Raw genomic sequence first — 15919 nt, 5'->3', positions numbered from 1 at the left:
ATGTGCAACATACTATGTTGTTTATTGATATTTTTGACATCATTAGTTTATGCGGCAGACGAGCAACCTTTTGTTATTAATAATGAAGATGATCTTAACACGCATATTCAGCAATTAACTAATAACAATGAGGAACTCCAGCAAAATATTGAATCACAAAAAAATCATTTAATTAGCATTGTTAATGAACAAAATAATATCTCAACACAGATTTCGCACGTCCAAAATACCTTATCAACACTTGATGAACAAGGAGAATGGATAGGTTTTTCAACAGCACTTGGCGAAACATTACGTCAACAATTACTAAGATTGCCAGAAAAACCAAAATCTCAACCTCTTGATGCCGAGATTGCCGAAATTAAACTGCAACAATTAAATTACAGTAATCGATTAAACGAGATAGACACCTTAAAAAACCTCCCTGAAAATATAATTAATACTAAATCTGGCATTCAATATCGAAGATTATTACGCGACGAAGCCGAAATTATCAAAACACTAATTGCCGGCACAGATACCACAATTTTAGAATTAACCAAGCTTAAAATTGCCAATAAACAATTAAATTATGCGATTGATGAAGTGAACGATGCGTCGCATCGTTATTTCTTCTGGGTAGCGGATGTTAATCCAATATCGATTAATTATCCTATTCAACTCGCTAAAGACATGGTTTATATGATTGTATCTGTTGATATCTTATCGCAGATTTATCATGCAGGTTTAGATGCAATTCAAACACCTAAAACTTTATTTTTAATTATTTTATCATTAGTTTTTGTTGGTATTCATTTTAAAATGCGCCATAAATATTATGGTTTTTTATCTAAATCCTCATCACGTATTGGTAAAGTTACCCAAGACAATTTTATTTTAACCACCAAAGTAATTATTTTTTCGTTAATTATGGCGCTTGCCATTCCCATTTTATGGGCAGTTTTAGGTTATTGCTTACAAATTAATTCGGATTATCCGGCAGCTGTTGCTATCGGTTATGGGGTTAATAAAGCCGCTCCTATTTTATGGGTTTTTATTATTACTGCACACTTTGCTTTACCAAAAGGATTATTTATCGGCCATTTAGGTTGGTCAGAAACAGCTGTTCGCTCAGGAATGAAATATTACCAATTATCCGTTTGGGTTTTGATTCCACTTGTGGTTATTGTAATGAGTTTAGATCAATACAATAATCGTCAATTTGCGGCAACTATTGGACGTTTTGCCTTTATATTACTTTGCCTTACTTTAGTTTTTATGTCTAATTCAATCCATCGTGCTGATGTGCCGATGTATATAGACAAAAAAGGCTCTGGCGATAATTTATTAAGCCATATAATTTGGTTTATTTTATTGTGTGCACCTTGGTTAGCTATTATAGCTGCAAGTTTAGGTTACTTATCAACAGCACAAATCTTATTAGGACGATTAGAAGCCTCCGTCATCATATGGTTAAGTTTACTCGTTATTTATTTTATGATTCGACGTTGGATGTTAATTCAAAAAAGACGACTTGAATTTGAAAGACAAAAACAAAAACGCTTAGAACGCATGCAACGCGCTAAAACTAATGATGAAGATGAATCAGCTTCAAGTAATGAAACTTTAGAAGAACCCGTCGTCGATCTTAACACACTTAGTGTGCAATCATTAAACCTTGTACGTTCGATCATTATGTTAATTGCACTTATCTGCATGATTTTACTTTGGTCCGAGCTGCATTCTGCCTTTGCATTTATGGACAATATTAAATTATGGGGCACAAGCACCATTGTCAATGGTGCAGAAGTAGAACAATATATTACGTTAGGGTCGTTATGTATTGCTATTTTAGTGATGACCATCACACTGCAAATGGTAAAAAATCTAACTTCCTTATTAGAGCTTGGAATTTTACAACATATTGATCTTTCACCTGGGACCGGATATGCCATTTCGACCGTATCTAAATATGTAATTTTAATGATTGGTTCAATGATTGCTTTCTCCTTCATCGGGATAGATTGGTCTAAAATTCAATGGCTCATTGCTGCGTTAGGTGTTGGTTTAGGATTTGGTTTACAAGAGATCTTTGCTAATTTTATCTCAGGTTTAATTATTTTATTTGAAAAACCAGTTCGTATTGGTGACACAATCACTATTCGAGATTTAACAGGGACTATTACAAAAATTAATACTCGGGCGACAACAATTGTTGATTGGGATCGTAAAGAAATTGTCATGCCGAATAAGGCCTTTATCACAGAACAATTAGTTAACTGGTCATTATCTGATACGATCACTCGAATAGTATTGACAATCCCTGCAACCGCCGATGCTAATACTGATTTAGTTATCAGCATTTTAAAACAAGCCGCTGAAGATTGTGGCTATGTTTTAGAGGATCCTGAACCACAAATCTTTTTAGTTGATATTCAAGAAGGGATACAATTATTTGAATTACGTGTTTTTGCTGCCGAAATTGGTCATCGAATGTTATTACGCAGTGAAATACAACAATTAATTGTAGCCGGCTATCGTAAGCATGGCTTACATCTACCTTTCCCTCCGCTACAAACCAATTTAGAAGCGATGGGACGTAAAAATGAACGTCGTACTTATAAGGTAGGAAGTATTTAAATCGATACCTCCTCAAGGTGATAGAAATATATTCTTTTAACTGTCCGTAAAGACAGTTAAAAGATTAACCAAATAACGATGCTAGCCAGCCAATTCCATATGCTCCCGGAGCCAACAGCACAAAAACCCATATTGGTGCTGAAGTTATATTGGCGATATTAAACTTTAATAATGACATCTTAAACATACCTGCAATGAGGGGAACAAAAGCTCTAAATGGACCAAAAAAGCGACCAATAAATACCCCTAACATGCCATAATGAAAAAAAAACTGTTCGGATTTCTTCACTAATTTGGGATATTTATTAATAGGCCAAGCTCTCAATAATTGCGTGTGATAATGTTTACCTAACCAGTAAGATAAAAAATCGCCAATAATAGCACCTACTGTCGCGGAAATAAGTATCGGTAAAAAAGGTAAAGCTCCCACGCCAATTAATCCCCCCACCCCTAATAAAAAAGCGGTCGCCGGGATTAAAAGAGAGATAATAGCTAATGATTCTCCAAAAGCTAATAAAAAAACAATTGGAATCGCCCATATCTGATGTTGTGAAATAAAATCCAATAAGATATGCAAATATTCAGAAATTGACATAAATGTTAACTTTACCGTTTAATGAATAAATTTGTAGTTGAATTAAAACATTCTAAATCAAACAATAAAAGATATAAACGCTATTATTTCTCATAAATATAAATAATAATGATAACTAAGCTAGATATAAAATAAATGTAGGATTTTTGATGATAACGACCCTAAAATCGACCCAAGTAACAAAATTCTCTCTAAAACATGATTTATCTTTGCCAAGTATGCTTTTGCAAGAAGATAATATTGCGGTCGAAATGCCTATTGCCTTAGTTTATAACGGGATCTCGCATGTGGTTATGATGGCAACACCAAAAGATCTTGAACATTTTGCGGTTGGTTTTTCATTAACTGAAAATATTGTTAATCAAATACAAGATATTTATGGGATAGATATTATTACAACTGAATTAGGTATTGAAATTCATCTTGAAATTTCATCTCGTTGTTTTATGCAACTTAAACAAAAAAGACGTAACCTAAGTGGACGAACTGGTTGTGGCATTTGTGGCAGCGAACAATTACAGCAAGTCTGTCAAAATTTGCTTAGTTTGCCAAATAATCATTACATAAAATTAACTGATTTTCAGGCAAGCCCAACTCATTTAGCCTCGGTGCAAGAGGTTGGACAACAAACAGGTTGCACCCATGCAGCTATTTGGCTTGATTTAAATGGTCAATTTATTGCGGGATTTGAAGATGTTGGACGACATGTCGCTTTAGATAAATTACTGGGCTATCGAGCTAAAAAAATCTATCAAAAAGCACATGACGGGAAAGGGGTTATCTTAGTTTCAAGTCGAGCAAGTTATGAAATGGTACAAAAATCAGTCCAAAGTGGTGTTGAAATTTTACTGGCTGTTTCAGCTGCAACTTCAATGGCGGTTGAAATGGCAAAAAAAACGAATCTAACTTTAATTGGATTTTTTCGGGGGGATAAAGGTGTCATTTATTCCGGATCTGATCGAATTAAAGTATAACTACATAATAAATAAAGCAAATACGGTGCAAATAATGACATTAAAGCTTGTTTTATCATTATCTTTATAACTAAAAGTAATAAATATTTATATAAAAACTATTTCACTTTATAACGAGTTATGCGTACCCTACTGTATCTAAGATACCGAAATTGTTATTACTTTGGAGTAACTCGATGAATATTTTCCTTTTGGTAAATATATTGCTGTTTATTATTTTACTGATTTTACTGTCGCAAACACGTCGCCTTAACTGGAGTTTATCAAAAAAAGTTTTGGTAGGCATGATTATCGGCATTGTATTTGGCTTAGGCTTGCAAGCATGTTATGGTCTTAATAATCCAATATTAAAAGCATCCATTTTATGGTTTAATGTAGTGGGTAATGGTTATATAAAACTATTACAAATGATCGTTATGCCACTCGTATTTGCGTCTATCCTCAGCGCCGTTGCAAAATTACATAATGCTAACCAATTGGGTAAAATCAGTGTGGTAACTATTAGTATCTTACTATTTACGACCGCTATTGCCGCCTTAATTGGTACTTTATTTGTCAGTGCATTTGGTTTAACGGCTGATGGTTTAGTACAAGGAGATGCTGAAACAGCGCGATGGAAAAATATTTCACAAAATTATGCAGGTAAAGTCGCTAATTTAAATATCCCTGATTTATTATTATCTTTTATTCCTAAAAATCCGTTTGCTGATTTAACGGGAGCCAATCCCACCTCTATCATTAGCGTTGTTATTTTTGCAACTTTACTAGGCATTGCTGCTATCAAATTATTACAAAGCGATGAACAAAAAGGCAAACGCGTTATTTCGGCAATTGATGTACTACAAAGCTGGATCATGAAACTTGTCCGACTTGTCATGCAAGCTACCCCTTATGGAGTACTGGCGCTAATGACCAAGGTTGTGGCTGAATCAAACGTCCATAATGTCATTAAACTGGCTGATTTTGTACTTGTGTCATATCTTGCTTTATTTACCATCCTTGTATTCCATGCCATTTTATTGTTAATTGCTGGCATTAATCCGTGGAAATATTTTTACAAAGTCTGGCCGGTATTAACCTTTGCTTTTATTGGTCGCTCAAGTGCTGCAGCTATTCCTTTAAGTATAGCTGCACAAACATCAAGACTCGGTATTCCAAAATCTATTGCTAGCTTTGCGGCTTCATTTGGTACAACCATTGGACAAAATGGTTGCGCTGGACTTTATCCAGCTATGTTAGCCACCATGGTTGCCCCAACTATGGGCATTAATCCAATGGATCCCTGGTGGATCGCGTCTCTAATTGGTATTGTAACCATCAGTTCAGTTGGTGTGGCTGGTGTTGGTGGGGGTGCAACTTTTGCCGCTTTAATTGTGTTACCTGCCATGGGTTTACCTGTCACCCTAGTTGCATTGCTTATTTCAGTCGAACCCTTAATCGATATGGGACGCACTGCGTTAAATGTCAATGGCTCCATGACAGCTGGCATGCTAACTAGTCAGATTTTACATCAAACAGATAAAAAAATATTACAACAAGATGAGGAAACCAGTTTATCGCATCTATCTTAAGTACTTAATTTCAATTACAGAGATATTATGACAAGCAAAGATTATCGGTATCTCTGTGATTTTATTAAAATTTAATCGAAAAATAAAATCTAATAGCCTGCTTATTTAACGATTAAAATTAAATGCAGTAGCTTAACTGTTTTAGTGTTGATAATCGAATATAACTATTAATAACTCCATTAATAATGGTAATGAACAAGAATATAATTTTTAACTTTATTTTTTTAAATTGCCTACATAATCTTGATGACGTAAAGCCTGTTTGCCTATATACTCATTACCTTTCTAACAGCACTTTTTTGATTTAACCTATATCATGATATTTCTTCAATTCTAAAGGATATAATATGCATCACACCGCTGATATTCAACAAGCCGTTAATTTTATTCAAACTAAAACTGATAAAAAACCCACTATAGGTATTATTCTTGGCTCAGGATTGGGACCTTTTGCGGATTCACTAAAAAATGCTGTTCATATTCCTTATAATACCATTCCTCATTTTTCTAAATCAGCAGCCGTTGGGCATGCCAATGAACTTGTTATTGGTGAACTTGAAGGTAAAATCGTTATTGCTATGAAAGGGCGTTTTCATTATTACGAAGGTTGTACTTTAGATCAAGTCACCTTTCCTGTACGTGTGATGAAAATGCTCGGTGTTGAAAAACTGATTATCACTAATGCATGTGGTGCCGTCAATACCGGCTTCAAACCCGGTCAATTAATGCTAATCACAGATCACCTTAATCTTACCGGGAACAATCCTTTAATTGGACCAAATAATCCTGATTTAGGCGTACGCTTTTTAGATTTAAGTGAAGTCTATAACAAACAATTACGTTCGATTGTTCAAGATGTTGCAAAAGATCTCAATGTTGATTTGCAACAAGGAGTTTATGCCTGGTGGAGTGGTCCAACCTACGAATCACCGGCCGAAATTCGCATGATTCGCACATTAGGTGCAGATGCTGTCGGTATGTCAACCGTACCCGAAGCGATTATTGCCCATCATTCTGGTATTAAAACCATAGGTATTTCATGTTTAACCAATATGGCTTGCGGTATTTTAGAACAACCTCTTGGGCATGAAGAAGTGATAGAAACAGCTGAACGCGTAAAAAACACTTTCTTATCATTGGTTAAAGAAACTATTGCTCGTATGTAACAAAAACATTTATTTTATTCACTTACAAACCAATTGGGTATAAACCATGAATATTACAAGTCGCTTAAAAATAATGATGTTTGGTCAATATTTTATTTGGGGGAGTTGGCTACTAACTTTTGGCGCTTACATGATGTATACCCTAAATTTTACGGGTACTGAAGTCGGTCTTGTTTATAGTGCACAAGGTTTTTCTGCACTTATTATGCCATGCTTAATCGGAATTATTGCCGATAAGTTTATTCCTGCTAAATATTTATATGCGACATGTCATCTGTTATCGGCATTAACACTCGTTTACGCAGCACAAGTCAATTCTCCATCCTTAATGTTTTGGGTGATGCTTGCTAACGCAATCGTATTTATGCCAACCTTATCATTATCCAATGCAATTGGTTATTATTGTTTAGCAAAAAACAAATTAGAAGCGGTATCGATTTTCCCTAAAATTCGTGTTTTTGGTACTATCGGTTTTGTAACAGCAATGTGGACTGTTAGTTTATTAAAATTTGAACTTAGCCATTACCAACTTTATATTTCTGCCGGTGCAAGTCTTATTTTAATTGCTTATATTTTTACTTTACCCACTGTGCCAGTTAACAAAATTGAAAATAATGACAATGAAAAAACAAGTTTAATAGAACGCTTAGGTTTAAATGCTTTTGTATTATTTAAACGCCCTATCATTGCTGTATTTTTTATCTTTGCCATGCTACTCGGCGCTATTTTGCAAATTACCAATACTTTTGCTAATCCTTTTTTACATAGCTTTGACACTATACCAGAATATGCTGATAGTTTAGTTGTGAATTATCCTTCTATCTTATTATCTTTGTCGCAAATAGCCGAAATTGGTTTCATCCTTGCTATTCCTTTTTTCTTAAAAAGATTAGGCATTAAAACGGTTATGTTAATTAGTTTATTTGCTTGGACACTTAGATTTGGTTTATTTGCTTATGGCAGTCCTTCAAATGAGGGATTCGTTTTACTCGTTCTTTCGATGATCGTGTATGGTTGCGCATTTGACTTTTTTAATATTTCGGGCTCTATCTTTATCGAGAAAGAAGTTGATCCTTCGATGCGTGCCAGTGCACAAGGTTTATATATGACCATGATAAATGGTGTAGGTGCCTATATTGGTTCAATATTGAGTGGTATGGTTATTGATACTTTTACAAATTCACAAGGTGTTAAAGATTGGCATACCATTTGGCTTATTTTTGCAGGCTATGCTTTTATTTTATTTATTGCTTTCTATTTTTTATTTAATTATCGTCATCCAAAAAGTGAAACAAACTAAAATAATCTGTTCACACTTTTTAGTTTAAGTTAAGGTTAAGTTATGAAAAGAGTATTTATCGCTGTATTAGATTCATTTGGTATAGGCTATAGCCGAGATGCCGATAAATTTAATGATCGAGGAGCCGATACTTTTGGTCATATTGCACAAGAATGTGCTTTAGGATTTGCAGATATCGGTCGGCAAGGTCCACTCAGTTTACCGAACTTAACGCGCTTAGGATTAACTAAAGCGTCCGAAGAAGCAACCGGACGCTATGCGGCAAAAATGCCTCAACCTGATAAAATTATCGGTGCATATGGTTTTGCAAGCGAAATTTCATCAGGTAAAGATACACCTTCTGGGCATTGGGAAATCGCCGGTGTTCCCGTACTTTTTGATTGGGGCTATTTTGCCGATAAAACAAATAGCTTCCCACAAGATTTGTTAGATAAAATCGCTACACGCGGTAATTTACCGGGTTACCTTGCTAATTGTCATGCTTCGGGAACACAAGTCTTAGATGATTTTGGTCTTGAACATATGCAAAGTGGCAAACCGATTTTTTACACTTCGGCTGATTCCGTTTTTCAAATTGCTTGCCACGAAAAGACATTTGGTCTTGAGCGTTTATACGAGCTTTGTCAAATTGTACGAGAAGAGTTAAATTTAGGTGGTTATAACATTGGTCGAGTGATTGCTCGCCCATTTATTGGTACGCAAGTTGGTCAATTTGAGCGAACGGGCAATCGTCGTGATTTAGCAGTAGAACCGCCAGCACAAACAGTACTCGAAAAACTTATCAATGAAAAATCTGGTCATGTTATTTCAATTGGTAAAATAGCGGATATTTATGCTCATAAAGGTATTAGCAAAAAAGTTAAAGCGACTGGTCTCAACCAATTATTTGACAAAATGTTAGATGAAATTAAAACAGCTGATGATAACTCGATTGTTTTTACTAATTTTGTCGACTTCGATGCAAATTATGGTCACCGTCGAAATGTAGCCGGCTATGCCGCCGCTCTTGAATATTTTGATAGTCGCTTACCTGAATTATTTGCTTTAATGCAACAAGACGATATTTTAATCATTACAGCCGATCATGGTTGTGATCCCATTTGGTATGGTAGCGATCATACCCGTGAATATATTCCTGTTTTATTTTATGGCAAAAATGTACAAAGTGGATCATTAGGTCATCGTGAAACCTTTGCAGATATTGGGCAATCGATTGCAGATTATTTTTCATTAACGCCCATGGATTATGGCATATCTATTTTTAAATAAAATATTGTTCTTTATAAAAGCTAATCACCGTTTATCAGCCTTATAAATTTATACCGGCAAAACGGTGATTAAGATAGATATAATAATTTTGACTCTTTTTATTGGTACCTCATCTAGTTAATTATTAAAAGCACTTTCACCGTGGCTATTAATATCTAAACCTTCGCGTTCATGTTCTTCAGACACTCTTAGCCCAACTAATTTATCTGCAATTTTAAATGCGATAAAGGCAACAATTGCCGTCCAAACAATACAAATAATTACACTTAAAGCTTGTACGCCAAGTTGACTTAACAATGTTCTACCGTCTTCATAACCTATTCCACCTAATAAGTCTGACGTAAAAATACCTGTCAATAAACAACCAATAATTCCGCAAACACCATGTACACCAAAAACATCACAAGTATCATCAATTTTTAATAAGCGTTTTAAACTTGAAACTCCCCATATACCCGCAACACCACAAATTAAACCAATAATTAATGCTCCCCCTATTCCCACAAAACCAGCAGCAGGTGTAATGCCAACAAGACCTGCAATAATGCCTGAAGCAGCACCTAAACACGAAGGTTTACCGTGCGTTATCCATTCTGCAAAAGTCCATGCTAAAACAGCGGCAGCCGTTGCAATAACTGTATTAATAAACGCTAAAGCCGCAACATTGTCAGCCTGTGTTGATGAACCCGCATTAAAACCAAACCAACCAATATAAAGAATTGCCGCACCTAAGTAGACAAGCGGTAAATTAAAGGGTTTTAGCGGCTCTTTGTTAAATCCAATGCGGTTTTTAAGCAAATAAGCTCCCACTAATCCCGCAACTGCAGCATTAATATGTACAACAGTCCCACCTGCAAAATCCAATTCACCTTCGTTATTTAATATGCCCCCTCCCCAAACCATATGAGCCATAGGCACATAAGAGAAGGTAAACCAAATCACCATAAAAATCATAACAGCAGAAAAACGAATTCTTTCCGCAAATGCCCCCGGTATCAAACAGCAGGTAATACATGCAAATGATCCTTGAAAAGCAACCCAAACAAATTCACTAATAGTACCTGAAATATCATTAATATTTACATTTATTAAAAGAAAATTATCAAAGTTACCATAAATCCAATTACCTTCACCAAAAGCTAGGCTATAACCATAAATCACCCATAAAATCGCAATTAATGAAAAAGTAACTAAAATTTGCGACAACATAGATAATACATTTTTTGCACGTAATAAACCGCCATAAAAGAGTGCAATCCCCGGGATAGACATAAATAATACAAGCGCTGTACAAATCATCATAAAGCCATTATCAGCTTTATCAACAGTCGCAATCTCATCGGCAAAAACGGAATTTGAAAATAAAATGGCTAAAACAAATAATATTTTTTTAAACATAATCCTTTCCTTATTTATAGTGCTGATTCATCGGTTTCGCCAGTACGAATACGAACGACATGTTCAAGATTTGTGACAAAAATTTTACCGTCACCAATTTTGCCGGTAATGGCTGATTTTGATATCGTGTTGATGACTTCATCTAATATGTCATCGCTAATCGCTAAGTCAATTTTAACCTTAGGTAAAAAATTAACATTATATTCTGCACCACGGTAGAGTTCGGCATGTCCTTTTTGTCGACCAAATCCTTTGACTTCAGTTACAGTTAATCCTGTAATACCAATATTTGAGAGTGCTTCACGAACTTCTTCTAACTTAAATGGCTTAATAATTACGGTAACTAATTTCATAATTAACTCCTACAAGAAATAAGATTTCTTTATAAAAAATGCAAAAGTTGTGCCAATTGTTTCAATATGTTAATGACGAAAATTAGTTAAATAAATCAATATAAAAAAAGAAAGAGATAAAATTTTATTGAATATAAAAGCGTGCAGTAAAGTTTTTAGGGATAAATGAATAGGATTATCAAAGGATTTATATGTCTTATATTAAATAAAAATTGCCTGTTTTTATCTTAACTAAAAATCGCAATAAAAAAAGACAATTTTTTGTAATACATTAAATATTAAAAAATTACCATTAGATTACGATATTCATCGTAAGCATAATGATCTGTCATACCACTAATGTAATCTTGTAATAAACGAGATCGATAATAAAATTCCCAGCATGAAAATGCATTATCATTTTTATCTAATTGCTCAATTGATTGCAGATAAGCACCAAGCGGTTTGGTTGATAATCGATGAAATAATCTTGTTTCAATTGGATAAGATTTATGATTATTTTTTTCGATCAAATGTAAAAAATCGCCGGTAGGCATAGCTAATAATGGATTGTAAATATCTAATAATCCGGAAATAATTCGATTACCTTGTAATTCAAGATTTTCAACAGATTGATGATTAAAAACATGATCACAACTTACATTTTTAAACATTTGTAATAATTTATATTCTTCACCGTAATCTTCAAGTAAAGCATGATTAAATGAACCATGATAAATCAACTCAATGTTTTCAATAAATCTTTCGGCGGCATGTGCCACAAGATATTTTGAACAATTAACACGAAGATACATAAAAAACTGATCGATACCAATTGCCTGATATTTAGCTTTTTGTAAATTAAGATAAGGGCGATTGACGACTTTATCAAAAAGATCATCTTTTTTTGGATTATCCCATGCTTTTTGTAAATATTTATAAAGTTCATCGACAGTGAAGATTTTTTTCTCAACAGCATCTTCTAAATCTGCAATACAATACGAGATATCATCTGCGGCTTCCATAATATAACTGAGTGGATAGCGGTGAAATGGTTCAATATCTAATTGCTGTGATAATTCCTTAATAAATGGCTCTTCAGATAAATAGTAACCCGGCTTTTTCATTAAATAATCAAATTCTTTTGGGATAGGTTTCGACAAATAAGCAGGTTTTGTATACTTTAAAATTGAGGCTATTTGTGAATAAGTTAGATTAAGCTGCAAAATGCTATGCACTAAGCGAATTGCCTGGGCATTACCTTCAAAATGTGATAAATCATAACGGATTTTGTGTTTTAATTCTGTTAATGATAAATCATCGTGAGAATGAAATTGTAACGGTGAATAATCGCTAATTTGATCAGAAGTTTTATCTATTCCTAAACGGCAAGAAAACCATTTATTAATGGCTGCTTCACCAAAATGACCAAAAGGTGGATTACCAATATCATGTAATAGACAAGCCATTTCAACTAAGCTTTCTAATGCAATCTGATACTGTTGTAAGCCATAATTATCATTTGCATCAACCTTTTTTAATCGATTTATTATTTCTTTGACGATATAACGACCCACTTGCTCTACTTCCATTGAATGAGTTAAACGGGATCGGACGACTGCATTACGCTCAAGAGGAAATACTTGCGTTTTTTGTTGCAAAAGACGGATAGCGGCTGAGTTTAAAACTCGCCCCCGATCACTTTCAAACTGTTTAATGATCCCATAATCATCGAAGGGTTGAGTTAATGTTCTGTTTTGATGTCTTTGATAATTAATTTTTTGACGAAAATCTATCATTTGAATTTCTTTCCTTATTTAATTCTTTATTTTGAAGTATTGTCGTTAAAATTATTATATATCAGTATAATATCAATCAATAAAAATTCCTTAATTAAGATGATTCATTATTAAATGTGCACAATAAAATGGTTTAAAATAAAGCAACTATAAATTAGTTTAAGATCATAAATAGGAATAGATAAGAGAGCGATACTAACTGGATTGTTTGTGTCGCATCAAAATTAAAATAAATCGCATTAATTATAAATTATCACTAATGCGTCTTGTCATCCAATAGCGATTTTTCCAATAATTATCGTTTAAATTTGAATAAATAACGCCTTTAGAAGTAGAAGCATGTAAAAATTTACCATCTGAATAATAAATGCCCACATGTAATCCATTATTTCCTCGCCCTGTTTTGAAAAATACAAGATCGCCAGCTTGTGGTTTAGAAACTTTATAACCTAATTTAGATTGTTCTGCAGTACTTCGAGGTAATTTTTGAGAAAATTTAGTTTTAAAAAAATTCATGACTAGACCGGAACAATCACTACCTTTAAGGGAGGCACCACCATATCGATATGGGGTATGTTTCCATGTTTTATAATGAGAATCGATTTTGGCGAGCATTAATGCATCAGGTTTGCCATTTTTAACGGCTAACTGTCCTTCGGTCGAACTACAACCAAACAACATAAATAAAGCCATCATTATCATAAACATTTTGCAAAAATAATAAGAGCGATCATTAATATAATATGCCATATCACAATTTAATTGCTTGTTCTTTTCTACCATTTCTATCATTCCCGTACTTTTACTTCTAATGTTTAATTTAAGTTAGCAAGATTTGCTACTTGATATTTTACAACGTTAAAGAATCACTTTATTTAACATTAGAATTTTATACCTGAAGATTCTTAGTTGTTATTTAATTCCGATAAAATAAATATCGCCTAATAACCAAATAAAAAGAGAAATCTAGTTTTGTTATTTATATAAATTCTTGGTCATCTAAAATCTAGTCTTCTAACTTCTTTGTTATATAAATAAGTATTATAAAATGTTTATTATAAGTTAATTATTATAAAATAACTTTCGTAAGTTATTTTACATTAGCTCATTTAAAAATAGATGTTCAAATGGCTTATCTTTATTATTAAAAAACAATAAGATAAACAGAAAACATAATAACAGTTTATTTTTAAAATGACAAACGCGACAATGCCGCGTTTAAATTTGATCTTTAATCTATCACTACAAACTATTATTGCGTGATTTCACCAATTTTGCTTAATAAAGTTTGGATCCGCTGTTGCCACATCTGTTGTTCTTGCTTTAATGCTTGATTTTCGTCACGTAAGGCAGTCATTTCATCTGAACTTTCATTAAAAAGTTGCTCTAATTCAAGATTAGCTTGTTTTAACGTAACGATTTCTTGTTGCAATAAATTAATCGTGTTTACCGTAACTTGAATTTTACTTTCTAATTGATTCAACATTTCTAAAGACATATTTTACCTCAGGATATATTTATTTGGTGTATAATAACGCCCATTATAACGAATTCATTTGAAATCTACACTTTTTTAAACTCTAAGATGGAGAAAATTATGCGTAAACCTCTCGTGATGGGTAACTGGAAGCTTAACGGTAGTATAGATATGGCGAAAAACTTAGTGTCGGGTATTCGTGCTGAAGTATCAACTGTATCTGGATGTGATGTTGCTATTGCTCCTCCTTTTGTCTATCTTGATTTTGTTAAACACCAATTAGGTGGCTCAAATATCTTTTTAGGTGCACAAGATGTTAGCACTCATTTATCGGGTGCTTATACGGGCGAAACATCGGCTGAAATGCTAAAAGATGTTGGTGTCACTCATGTCATTATTGGTCATTCTGAACGACGTACTTATCATAAAGAATCTGATGAATTAATTGCTCAAAAATTTGCAGTTTTAAAAGAAGTTGGATTAACCCCTGTTCTTTGTATTGGTGAAACTGAAGCAGAAAATGAAGCTGGACTTACCGAACAAGTATGTGCAAAACAAATTGATGCCGTATTAAACTCTCAAGGCGTGCAAGCATTTATGGGAGCTGTAATTGCTTATGAACCTGTTTGGGCGATTGGTACCGGGAAATCAGCGACTCCAGCACAGGCACAAGCCGTTCACAAATTTATTCGTGATCATATTGCTAAACATGATGCCGCAGTTGCAAATCAAGTTATTATCCAATATGGCGGTTCTGTTAATGATAAAAATGCAGCTGAGCTATTTACTCAACCCGATATCGACGGGGCTTTAGTTGGCGGTGCTTCTCTAAAAGCAGATGCATTTGCAACAATTGTAAAAGCCGCAGCGCTTGCCAAAAATAAAACGAAATAATCGACTTTGCCTTGCCTATAATCATAGAGATAATGGTATTATCCCTATGATTAAAAACGAAAAAAGACGCATCATGCGTCTTTCTTTCCCTGATTTAATTTAACTTGTTAAATTAAAATTTAGAAGAACACAAACTTAAATAAGTTTATTTTTCGGTTTACGATAACGAGTTGGCCAAATTTTTTCGGCTGGAACTTTTAAGTAATCCGAAATAATTTTTTCGTATTTAGGGCAGTGACGGTATAAAGCATTACGAAGGGTATCAGCTTGTAAACCACTTGCGCGTGATAATGCACGTAAACTACCACCACGAATTTTAATTTCACCGACTACTCTTGAAGGTGACCAATCTTGTTCTTGTTCTCTCATTGGGAGATCCTCATTGTCAAATATTAGCTTTTACCATACTAAAGATTATCTACTTTACTAGATTAAAAGCAAAAAAAACTTCAGTACAGAATAGCACATAAACACCTGAACTCAAGTAAAAAATTTCAAAAAAAACGAAAACAAAAGAAAAAAACG

General features: G+C 33.8%; 14 protein-coding genes. 7 read left to right on the top strand and 7 right to left on the bottom strand.

From position 1 onward, the window contains the following. Nucleotides 1-33: 33 nt before the first annotated feature. On the top strand, nt 34-2619 hold the full coding sequence (gene mscM, locus ACSYSW_RS04175; protein ID WP_491704557.1) for a miniconductance mechanosensitive channel MscM: 2586 nt from the start codon (nt 34-36) through the stop codon (nt 2617-2619). A gap of 64 nt (nt 2620-2683) precedes the next feature. Here mscM and ACSYSW_RS04170 read toward each other — a convergent pair whose 3' ends face one another. After that, nucleotides 2684-3214 (bottom strand): DedA family protein, encoded by a 531-nt coding sequence (locus tag ACSYSW_RS04170; RefSeq protein WP_491704558.1) that lies wholly within the window; start codon nt 3212-3214, stop codon nt 2684-2686. A gap of 149 nt (nt 3215-3363) precedes the next feature. Here ACSYSW_RS04170 and fdhD point away from each other — a divergent pair, with 149 nt between their 5' ends. The 5 genes from fdhD (at nt 3364) to ACSYSW_RS04145 (ending at nt 9494) form a co-directional block, all read left to right on the top strand. Next, nucleotides 3364-4188 (top strand): formate dehydrogenase accessory sulfurtransferase FdhD, encoded by an 825-nt coding sequence (gene fdhD / locus ACSYSW_RS04165; RefSeq protein WP_491704559.1) that lies wholly within the window; start codon nt 3364-3366, stop codon nt 4186-4188. A 176-nt stretch (nt 4189-4364) separates the two neighbouring features. After that, the gene (locus ACSYSW_RS04160; protein ID WP_491704560.1) at nt 4365-5759 is read left to right on the top strand and encodes an L-cystine transporter; all 1395 of its coding nucleotides are present in this window, start codon (nt 4365-4367) and stop codon (nt 5757-5759) included. 347 nt (nt 5760-6106) lie between these two features. Further along, complete coding sequence (locus tag ACSYSW_RS04155) at nt 6107-6925, top strand: purine-nucleoside phosphorylase (protein WP_491704561.1); 819 nt, start codon at nt 6107-6109, stop codon at nt 6923-6925. A gap of 46 nt (nt 6926-6971) precedes the next feature. After that, entirely contained in the window at nt 6972-8225 is a 1254-nt protein-coding gene (locus ACSYSW_RS04150) for a nucleoside permease (protein ID WP_491704562.1), read from the top strand. A gap of 42 nt (nt 8226-8267) precedes the next feature. After that, entirely contained in the window at nt 8268-9494 is a 1227-nt protein-coding gene (locus tag ACSYSW_RS04145; protein ID WP_491704563.1) for a phosphopentomutase, read from the top strand. 117 nt (nt 9495-9611) lie between these two features. Here ACSYSW_RS04145 and amtB read toward each other — a convergent pair whose 3' ends face one another. From amtB to zapB, 5 genes are all read right to left on the bottom strand, one after another. Then, the gene (amtB, locus tag ACSYSW_RS04140; RefSeq protein ID WP_491704564.1) at nt 9612-10892 is read right to left on the bottom strand and encodes an ammonium transporter AmtB; all 1281 of its coding nucleotides are present in this window, start codon (nt 10890-10892) and stop codon (nt 9612-9614) included. Between the two features lie 14 nt (nt 10893-10906). Then, nucleotides 10907-11245 (bottom strand): P-II family nitrogen regulator, encoded by a 339-nt coding sequence (gene glnK / locus ACSYSW_RS04135; RefSeq protein ID WP_491704565.1) that lies wholly within the window; start codon nt 11243-11245, stop codon nt 10907-10909. Between the two features lie 278 nt (nt 11246-11523). Continuing rightward, on the bottom strand, nt 11524-13023 hold the full coding sequence (gene dgt, locus ACSYSW_RS04130) for a dGTPase (protein WP_491704566.1): 1500 nt from the start codon (nt 13021-13023) through the stop codon (nt 11524-11526). A gap of 243 nt (nt 13024-13266) precedes the next feature. Then, entirely contained in the window at nt 13267-13815 is a 549-nt protein-coding gene (locus tag ACSYSW_RS04125; RefSeq protein WP_491704567.1) for a C40 family peptidase, read from the bottom strand. Nucleotides 13816-14275: 460 nt separating this feature from the next. Next, the gene (gene zapB, locus ACSYSW_RS04120; protein WP_491704568.1) at nt 14276-14521 is read right to left on the bottom strand and encodes a cell division protein ZapB; all 246 of its coding nucleotides are present in this window, start codon (nt 14519-14521) and stop codon (nt 14276-14278) included. Nucleotides 14522-14620: 99 nt separating this feature from the next. Here zapB and tpiA point away from each other — a divergent pair, with 99 nt between their 5' ends. After that, the gene (gene tpiA / locus ACSYSW_RS04115) at nt 14621-15394 is read left to right on the top strand and encodes a triose-phosphate isomerase (RefSeq protein WP_491704569.1); all 774 of its coding nucleotides are present in this window, start codon (nt 14621-14623) and stop codon (nt 15392-15394) included. A 135-nt stretch (nt 15395-15529) separates the two neighbouring features. Here tpiA and ACSYSW_RS04110 read toward each other — a convergent pair whose 3' ends face one another. Then, nucleotides 15530-15763 (bottom strand): helix-turn-helix domain-containing protein, encoded by a 234-nt coding sequence (locus ACSYSW_RS04110; protein WP_491704570.1) that lies wholly within the window; start codon nt 15761-15763, stop codon nt 15530-15532. Between the last annotated feature and the right edge of the window lie 156 nt (nt 15764-15919).

The organism is Gilliamella sp. ESL1225 (genome assembly GCF_058502635.1).
The sequence above is the reverse complement of the archived record's forward strand: the minus strand, read 5'-3'. Positions and strand labels throughout refer to the sequence as shown.

Bases quoted from the DNA above. Each gene is read 5' to 3' on its own strand.
- tpiA (WP_491704569.1), top strand. From the start codon at position 14,621: ATGCGTAAACCTCTCGTGATGGGTAACTGGAAGCTTAACGGTAGTATA.
- ACSYSW_RS04160 (WP_491704560.1), top strand. From the start codon at position 4,365: ATGAATATTTTCCTTTTGGTAAATATATTGCTGTTTATTATTTTACTG.
- ACSYSW_RS04170 (WP_491704558.1), bottom strand. From the start codon at position 3,214: ATGTCAATTTCTGAATATTTGCATATCTTATTGGATTTTATTTCACAA.
- dgt (WP_491704566.1), bottom strand. From the start codon at position 13,023: ATGATAGATTTTCGTCAAAAAATTAATTATCAAAGACATCAAAACAGA.
- ACSYSW_RS04155 (WP_491704561.1), top strand. From the start codon at position 6,107: ATGCATCACACCGCTGATATTCAACAAGCCGTTAATTTTATTCAAACT.
- fdhD (WP_491704559.1), top strand. From the start codon at position 3,364: ATGATAACGACCCTAAAATCGACCCAAGTAACAAAATTCTCTCTAAAA.
- ACSYSW_RS04145 (WP_491704563.1), top strand. From the start codon at position 8,268: ATGAAAAGAGTATTTATCGCTGTATTAGATTCATTTGGTATAGGCTAT.
- ACSYSW_RS04125 (WP_491704567.1), bottom strand. From the start codon at position 13,815: ATGATAGAAATGGTAGAAAAGAACAAGCAATTAAATTGTGATATGGCA.
- ACSYSW_RS04110 (WP_491704570.1), bottom strand. From the start codon at position 15,763: ATGAGAGAACAAGAACAAGATTGGTCACCTTCAAGAGTAGTCGGTGAA.
- glnK (WP_491704565.1), bottom strand. From the start codon at position 11,245: ATGAAATTAGTTACCGTAATTATTAAGCCATTTAAGTTAGAAGAAGTT.
- ACSYSW_RS04150 (WP_491704562.1), top strand. From the start codon at position 6,972: ATGAATATTACAAGTCGCTTAAAAATAATGATGTTTGGTCAATATTTT.
- zapB (WP_491704568.1), bottom strand. From the start codon at position 14,521: ATGTCTTTAGAAATGTTGAATCAATTAGAAAGTAAAATTCAAGTTACG.
- amtB (WP_491704564.1), bottom strand. From the start codon at position 10,892: ATGTTTAAAAAAATATTATTTGTTTTAGCCATTTTATTTTCAAATTCC.